The sequence below is a fragment of the Methanomethylovorans sp. PtaU1.Bin093 genome (assembly GCF_002067275.1).
Classification (GTDB): domain Archaea; phylum Halobacteriota; class Methanosarcinia; order Methanosarcinales; family Methanosarcinaceae; genus Methanomethylovorans.
Genome location: NZ_MVQX01000028.1, coordinates 38403 through 47100 on the forward strand (window position 1 = coordinate 38403; position 8698 = coordinate 47100).

The following is an 8698-nucleotide window of genomic DNA, read 5'->3' on the forward strand; positions in this document are numbered from 1 at the left end:
ACCTTATTTTATCCGGCTTCTTTTCATGAGCAGGGAGTTCGTTGTGACGGATAAGGAACTCATGGCCATGAAAGCCGCAGCAAGCTCCGGGGTTATCAGTATCTTGTGGAACAGCGGGAACAGTAAGCCCGCAGCTATGGGTATGCCAATACTGTTGTATCCGAAGGCCCAGAACAGGTTCTGCTTGATCTTGTTCATGGTAAGCTTGCTAAGAGTTATAGAAGCCACCACATCCCGCAGGTCATTCTTGATGAGCACGATACCTGCTGATTCCATGGCAATGTCCGTACCGGCACCCATGGCAATGCCGATGTCGGCCTGGGTCAGCGCAGGTGCATCGTTGATACCATCACCTACCATGGCAACTATGCGTCCTTCCTCCTGCAGTTTCTTTATCCCGGAAGCTTTGTCCTCAGGCAGCACATCAGCAAGCACTCTGTCGATACCTGCTTCTTTTGCAATTGCTTCAGCTGTCCTGCGGTTGTCTCCGGTGATCATTACGACCTCTATCCCCATTTTCCGAAGTTTTTGCACGGCTTCCCTGGAGTTCTCCTTGAGAGTATCCGCAACGGCAACTATACCTATGACCTTTCCATCCTTAGCGACGATCATGGCAGTCTTGCCCCCCGCTTCAAGCTTTTCCATATCCTGAACGATAACTGAGATCTCAACGCCATTTTCTTCCATGAGCCTGCGGGTCCCAAAGAGTATTCTGCTGCCATTTACTGTAGCTTCGATGCCTTGTCCGGCGATGGATCTGAAATTCTCTGCATTTCCAATGTCCAGCTGCTTCTCCTGAGCAGCTCTCACAATAGCCTCGCCAAGAGAATGCTCCGATCCCTTCTCGGCAGTTGCTGCAATTGCAAGTACTTCTTTCTCATCATGGCCTTCCAAAACTGCAATATCCGTAAGCTCAGGTTTCCCTTTGGTAAGAGTTCCGGTCTTGTCAAAAACGATGGTATTTACTTTCTGGGTAAGCTCCAGAGCTTCTCCGCCCTTGATGAGGATACCGTTCTCAGCGCCTTTGCCCGTACCCACCATGATAGCCGCAGGCGTGGCAAGCCCCACGGCACATGGACAGGATATGACCAGCACTGTGATGGAAATAAGTAATGCGAACAGAAAAGGACTTGTTATACCTGAAACTGCGGTCACATCATATCTCTCGTAGCCTATAAAGAACCAGAAGAAGAAAGCTGCAAGCGCAATGACATGCACTGCCAGGATGAAGTTCCCTGCCACCACGTCAGCGATGCGCTGGATGGGAGCCTTGGATGTCTGGGCATTCTCCACCAGCTCGATGATCTGTGCTAGGGCAGTGTCCGCACCAACCTTTGTTGCTTTGAACTGCAGGTAACCGCTCTTGTTGATAGTTGCTCCGATAACTGTATCTCCGGATGCTTTCTCCACAGGGATGCTCTCCCCGGTGATCATAGATTCATCTACAGCAGAACCTCCCTGTATTACCACTCCGTCCACAGGCAGTTTCTCCCCCGGCCGGACCACCACAATATCCCCCACCTGCACATCTTCCACAGGGATCTCCTTTTCCTCTCCTCCAACAAGGATACGTGCGGTCTTGGCCTGCAGGCCGATGAGCTTCTTGATGGATTCCGATGTCCTGCCCTTTGCCCTGGCCTCCAGATACCTGCCCAGGGTTATGAACGCAATAAGCATAACAGCAGTATCGTAATACAGATGGTGGTAGCCCGGTCCCAGGTCCAGGAAAGAGGATGCCACACTTATAACATAGGCTGCTCCGGTACCAGTAGCGATGAGCAGGTTCATGTCCGTGACACCGTGTTTCAAACCTTTGTACGTGCCTGCGAAGAACTGCCTGCCCGGAAATACCATTACCATTGTGGTGAGCAGGAACAGCACGATGTCATTTGTCAGGATATCCGGCACAAAGGATAACAGCTGCGGGAATCCCATTTTCATGCTCCCGAGCATCACCGGGATGACCATACCGCCAGATATGAGCAGGTTCCTTTTCTGCTGCCTGATCTCCTCTTCCCTTTCCTTGCGTTCCCTGTCTTCCAGGGCTTTTCGGTCCACTTCCAGGGATGCTTTGTATCCTATGCCGTCCACAGCTGCTTTCATCTGCTCAGGGGAAACCAGGGAAGCATTGTATTCCACGTGGGCTTTCCCAAGGGAAACGCTCACGCTTACGGACTCCACGCCATCGAGCTTTCTTAGCACCTTTTCCACGTTCAGAGCACATGAGGCACATGTCATGCCTTCTACCTTTAGGTTCAGGCTGTCCCTTACAACTTTGTATCCTATGCCTTCGATGGCGTTTTCCATCTCCTGAAGACCCACAAGTGAGGGGTTATAAGAAACGTAAGCCCTTGCCATAGGCAGGTTCACAGAAGCAGAAGCCACACCCTCTAATTTCTTGAGGGTGCGTTCTATATTAAGGGCGCAGGCAGAGCATTGCATGCCTGATACTTTCAGGGTGATATCTTCAAGTGTACCCGGCTCGGTCTTTTTTATTTCTTCCTCATCTTCATCAGGTATGGGCAAAGGGCATGCCTGCTGCCCATCAACAGCAGCGCATTCCTCTCCTGTCTCATAACCTGCTGCCGCCACTGCCTGTTTTATGGTCTCAAGGTCAGTTATTGCCGGGTCGAATTCAACTGTAGCGCTTTCATCTTCCAGTTGGACCTCCACGGAACTGACCCCGGATACCCTGGAAATTGCTTCTGTCACACGCTTGTGACAGTGCATACAGGTCATGCCGTAAACTTTGAATTTGGTCTTCATGCAACCTTATATTGAAATATTAAACCACAACTTCATAACCGGCATCTGTAACAGCTTTTTTGATCTTGCTCATGTCAGTTGCAGCATCATCATATTCAACGGCCGCCTGTTTCTTTTCCAGGTCAACTTTTACGTTCTTTACCCCCTTTACCGCCTTTATGGCCTTCTCCACAGTTGCCTGACAGTGTCCACACATCATTCCATTTATGTTAATGATCTCTTGTGTCATGATATCACCAATTTTGTATTTTCGATCTCATCAAGCATTTGGCAAGCAGACTATAATATCCTTATGCAAGTGCATTAATACATTTTTTCTTACTGCATAATACTGAAATCAATCCTCAAGCAAATATTCCTTTACTCCCTTCCAGATATATCCTCTCGCCAGATCCTCTACCGGAGTCAGTTGAGCGCCGTGCATTCTTTTTTCAAGAGCTTGCAGATCATATCCTTCTTTCAGGACTATGAATCTGAGCGCTCCTGCCCCAATAGCTTGTGTGGGACAGCCGTATATGCATTTCAAACAGAGGATACAGTCCTCTCCGAACACAGGTTTGTTATCCAGCATAGTGATGTTGTTTGACGGACAGTTCCTTAAACACCAGCTGCAGCCATTGCAGGTATCGTTTACCCGCAGATCCCTGCCAAAGAACCTTGCTCCGGTTTTTTCCATTTCCCCGATCATGGAGAAAACGCGGTCTATTAACTTTGGCCTGGTCCTGCGTACAACTCCTTGCACAAGGTCATCAACAATACACTCTACCTTCGATGGCAGGACCCTAAGCAGCCTGATAGCCAGTCCGTCATCTGTTCTCATGACCCAGTTCGAAGGCATGACCATCATTTTCTCATAGACCACTCTGTAGTTCTTCTTTTCCAGCCTGCGTATGGAACTTAAGCGGCATGCTGTGTTGGGTGAGATCTCCCCTCCCCCGGAGACTGAAATAACCGCCACAGGAATCTGTCTGGCACCGGGAAGACCGTCGATCCACTGATATACAATCCGCGGAGCATTGAATGCGTGCACGGGAAACAGTAATATCAATAGGTCTTCTTTCTCATCCGAGTGAAGGTTCTCTCCTCTGATCTCGGACCTTATAACAGATAACCCGCGTCTGTTCAGTTCGTCCTCAAAGGCACCAGCAACCCTTGCCGTGCTTCCTGTGCCGGAAAAATAAGTGATCTTAACTGTCTTTATCTGCAATGATGCAGTCATAGCCCGGTTCCCTGTAGTACGAGTATCAACACTTTGATCTCAGATATGTCTCTTTCCTAAATTCAACTCACTCTTATAGCCGCTTCTATAGCTTCCTTCCACGATGCCAGATCTGCACAATCAATTTCATAAAGGGTATTTTCCTTCCTATTTCCTATGAGTAGGAGCTTACTGCGGTTCAGAAGGCCGCCGCCCTTTATCTCAGTGCCCAGTATGTTTTTCAGGCTTATTTCATCTGCACCGCCTGAAGAATGGATCTTTGCTATTCTTTTATTTGTAAGCACTATGAACTCGTCTTTTGTTCTTTCGAACTTCAGCAAATGCTCTCCCCGTATGTATCCCTGCTGCAGGCATTCCAGCATCTCCGTTGCATTTTCCGGCTTCCTGGCCCGCATGCTCAGCACTGTTATCTGTCTGCCCCCCATGACCAGATATAGTGAAGGCGTTTCATGTGTCCATCCCAGCAGGTCCTTTACCTCCATCGAGTGAAGCACCTCTCTTCTTTTAGAGAGGAGAGAGCTTGTATCTTTGATCAGAAAGATGCGCTTGTTGGTACAGGCCATCAAGACCCTTTCACCCCTGAAGAAGACCTCTGTTTCTCCAAGGGTCTTTTCTCCCTGTTTGAGAACAGTACCTTCAATGTTCCATGTCTCTCTGTTTTCAGACAGAGCACACTGCTGTACCCTTCTGTCAGGATCTTCAGGCATGTAGCGCTCCAGCATCTTCGCAAGCAGCGGACCATCAAGCAGTTTCACATTATGGCCCAGGGCTTCTTTTTGTGCCTCCTTAGTAAAACCCGAGGTAGTGGCTATGATAACTCCGTCAACATTGTCCCTGTAGCGGAGGCTGCTGTATTCCCTTACTTCTTTTACACCCACCGGCTCAACATAGCGCTTGGCCTGTACGATCCATGTATGGGACAGGCCAAAGTTCTCAATGGAGACATTGATGTCCACTCCCGCATCCCTTGACCTCTGGGTGACTTCTGCTCTGTATCCCATCTTTGTGAATAAATGACCAAGCAATTCCTCGAACTCATAGGGTTCTAGGTCCAGCAGTCTTTCGATCGTCCAAGTAACCATGTAATAAACCATCTAGTAGATCAATAGAACATAAATATGGAAGTATGTAATTCTCATTACTTCCTTCTGATTTATATTCTTGCTTCGGTATAGTTATCTACTGGTTGCATGTATTAATATGCCTAAGATATGTACTATAATATAACTAGTGGTAATTAAAGCGATTACGTGCTTACATTACTCTCATCGCTCTGGGGTAAGAGAATAGCTACGAAGTTTCATCATTTCCTGGTTCAGGGTATGGCATCATCAGTAAATCCATGTTTGTAAGGAAGTTATGCGTCAAGAAAATAGAAACTGGCAGCGTACTAAAATTATATGTACGCTGTATGACTACAGGGAAGATTAGTTGCTGAAAATTAAGAACACTGAGATACAGAACTTTCACTTTTAGGTACACAGCCTTTTGAAACCAGCTCTACGCCATTGCTAGCCAATGCATCAATGAGTAGGATCACAAGTTTGTTTGCAAGTCTACTGCTGCCACCATGGGGGACACTTTAAATGGAGACAAACATAATGTTAGTCTTTCCCATTCAATACATCATTCTTTTTTGTTTGCAGCGACAACTGTTGTAGATAAAATGCCACTGGAAATCCCAGCATACTGGGTATCCAGAAAGATACAATACGGTAGATCAATATCACCACTACTGTAATTGGAATTGGCACCCCCATGACGTTATAAAGTGCAGCCATCGACCCTTCAACTATCCCTACTCCACCTGGGATTAAAAAAGCCATCTTTCCAAAAAGAATGGGCAGACCATAACCAGCAAGTAGTATCCCAATGCTCACTTTGTACCCGGCTGCCAGGAATATCAAGTATAGTGTCATTATGTCAAATCCTATGCTTAGAGCCGAGCCAAGGGCTGGTCGTTTCCATCCATCCTCTTTTAACCTGTCCACCGAATCAAACAGGCGCTGGAGCGTCTCGGATGAAGTGGAAGTATGTGGTTTTCTTTTCAATTTTTCCCATGATATGGAAACTTTGCTCACTACTGAGATGAGTTGCACACGGTGGGCATTTCCCCAGAGAACGACGATAATAAAAGCTCCGATAAATATTAGTATCAGGATGAAAGCAATTATTTGTGCTTTTGAGAGTTCATGCATGATCAACAGGTATGCGACTCCAAGAAAAGCTACAAGCAAAAGTATTGCATTGTTAAATGCTGTAGGCAAGGTTCCTGCCTGGACTGCCCCCTGCCGATTCACGCCCAGAGCACGAGTCCAGTGATATGTGGCTGCTGAGTTTCCCAGTGTACCTCCGGCTATCAATCCGATACTGGAAGCGGCTAGTGCTATCAATGCTCCCCATAATGTGGAAAGTTCCTGTCGTGCGACCGCTACGCATGCCCTTAGAAGATAACCGTATTCGATATAGCTGGCTATCTGAGCCATAACCGCCAGCATAAAGACCCATCTGTTCATTGAACTGATGACTTTGAGAGAGTTTTCTAAAGCTGTAAGTTGTGGTAAGATCAGATGCACTGCAAGACCTAATATCAGCAGTTCCAAAAGGTAGCGGCCAGCTCGTAAAGTAAGAGGGGGAAATAATTCTTGAATAGGGCTGCCGTTTTTTTCTTTGGAGGCCATCTTGATTACCTTGACTCTGCTTATTCAGGAAATAAATCAAATTTTAATCTTTTTTTACTTCAATTTTCGTTTTAAGCAATTAACCTTATCTGCGTAGCCAGATTCATTAAATAGTTATTTATTTCAATTAAAGGAATTTACGTCATAAGTATAAACCCGAATTTGAGAGTTTTATTTTTAATCAGCTAAATATCCATCTTTCTTCGTTTTCACCACAATCTAATTATTTCTGTTTTCTTTTAGCTGATTGATAATCCCTTTACTTTCGCTCATATTCGTTTTTATAATTATCTGCCAAAACTCCTGCTCGATTTACGAGCCTCTATAGTTATCTTACGATTGTATTATATTGATTGAGAATAAATTCTTCTTAGTTTTGCAGTATGAACAATCACACTCTCCCATTTTGGAGTTTTCAGACTTCAGAGATGCTTCAAAAACTTGAAGCAACATCTAAAGGCTTGACCAGTAAGCAAGCTCAGCAGCGCCTATCGTTTTATGGTGCCAACCTATTGAAGCCTTCAAAAAGGTCTGACTCGTTAACGATCCTACTTGGTCAATTCAAGAGTCCTATTATACTCATCCTTATCTTTGCAGCCGGATTGTCTTTCTTCCTTCATGACTCGGCTGATGCTCTTATCATTTTTATAATTGTACTAATAAGTGGGGTTTTGGGTTTTTGGCAGGAAAAAGGTGCAGCAAACGCTTTTGAAAAATTGGTCGCGACAGTACAAATAAAATCTACAGTTCTCCGGGATGGGAAAGAAACTGAGGTTTCGATAGATTTGATAGTGCCTGGTGATGTTCTTTCTCTAAATGCTGGCGACATAATCCCTGCCGATTGCCTGATACTAGATTCAAAAGATCTATTTGTCAATGAAGCACCTCTTACAGGTGAAACATTTCCAGTAGAAAAGGAAGTAAAAGTATTGGGAGTAGATACTTCTCTTGGTCAACGTGTGAACTCTCTGTGGATGGGGACCAACGTAGTCAGTGGAAGTGCATATGCATTGGTAGTACACACTGGCAAGGAAACAGAGTTCGGCAAAGTTTCTGAAAGATTGAAACTGAAACCTGATGAGACTGAATTCGAAAAAGGTGTTTTGAGGTTTGGCTATTTCCTTATGGAAGTTACTCTTCTAATGGTTATAGCTATCTTTGCAATTAATGTATATCTGGCACGTCCGATTCTAGATTCCTTTCTATTCTCACTAGCTCTCGCTGTGGGGCTAACTCCACAGCTTTTGCCAGCAATCATCAGCATAAATCTCTCTCACGGTGCTAAGCGCATGGCACAAAGTAAGGTCATAGTCAAAAAGCTTTCTTCTATCGAGAATTTAGGTAGTATGAACTTGCTATGCTGCGACAAGACTGGAACATTGACCTCTGGGGAGCTAAAAATACACTCCTACTGCGATATGGTTGGATGTCAAAGCGACATAGTACTCTTATATGCTTATATAAATGCTTATTATCAAACAGGTTTCAATAATCCTATTGATCAAGCGATTATTGATGAGCATCAATTCGACCTCACTGGCTACCAGAAGCTTGATGAAGTACCATATGATTTCATTCGAAAACGTTTGAGTGTTTCGTTCTCAAAGGACAATGTGCATTTAATGGTCACCAAAGGTGCACTTGAAAACATACTTGAAGCATGTTCTTCAGCTGAAGTTGCGGATGGTAAAATTGTTGATATATCCACAGTCAATGATGCAATTCAACAAAAGTTTGAAGATTTTAGTAATAAGGGTTTGAGAACACTGGGTCTCGCTTATAGGTATTTAGGGGCAGAGTCATCAATTAATAAAGACAGCGAAACCAAAATGACTTTTTTAGGATTCATCTTCCTTTTTGATCCTCCAAAGCCCAACATCGTTGAAACTATAAAGGATATGGAGCAGCTTGGCATTGAATTGAAGGTGATCACAGGGGATAATAAGCTGGTAGCAGGTACTGTTGGTCAGGAAATTGGATTATTAAGTTCTAAGATTATTACTGGCACTGAAATTCAACAGATGAGCGATGA

6 protein-coding genes are annotated in these 8698 nt (G+C 45.0%); 1 reads left to right on the plus strand and 5 read right to left on the minus strand.

What is annotated here, in order from left to right; all coding sequences use genetic code 11:
- Positions 1-3: 3 nt before the first annotated feature.
- From A4E24_RS02870 to A4E24_RS02890, 5 genes are all read right to left on the minus strand, one after another.
- A complete protein-coding gene (locus A4E24_RS02870) occupies positions 4-2766 on the minus strand; it encodes a heavy metal translocating P-type ATPase (protein ID WP_292351488.1) in 2763 nt (920 codons plus the stop codon).
- Positions 2767-2785: 19 nt separating this feature from the next.
- Positions 2786-2995, minus strand: coding sequence for a heavy-metal-associated domain-containing protein (locus A4E24_RS02875; RefSeq protein ID WP_292351490.1), 210 nt, complete (start codon positions 2993-2995; stop codon positions 2786-2788).
- Between the two features lie 108 nt (positions 2996-3103).
- Complete coding sequence (locus A4E24_RS02880) at positions 3104-3985, minus strand: EFR1 family ferrodoxin (RefSeq protein WP_292351492.1); 882 nt, start codon at positions 3983-3985, stop codon at positions 3104-3106.
- Positions 3986-4047: 62 nt separating this feature from the next.
- A complete protein-coding gene (locus A4E24_RS02885; RefSeq protein WP_292351494.1) occupies positions 4048-5067 on the minus strand; it encodes a restriction endonuclease in 1020 nt (339 codons plus the stop codon).
- Between the two features lie 522 nt (positions 5068-5589).
- Positions 5590-6666, minus strand: coding sequence for a YbhN family protein (locus A4E24_RS02890; RefSeq protein WP_292351496.1), 1077 nt, complete (start codon positions 6664-6666; stop codon positions 5590-5592).
- Between the two features lie 383 nt (positions 6667-7049).
- On the opposite strand from A4E24_RS02890, the gene A4E24_RS02895 reads away from it, so the two are divergent.
- The coding region (locus tag A4E24_RS02895) for an HAD-IC family P-type ATPase (protein ID WP_292351497.1) at positions 7050-8698 on the plus strand (1649 nt) is incomplete at its 3' end.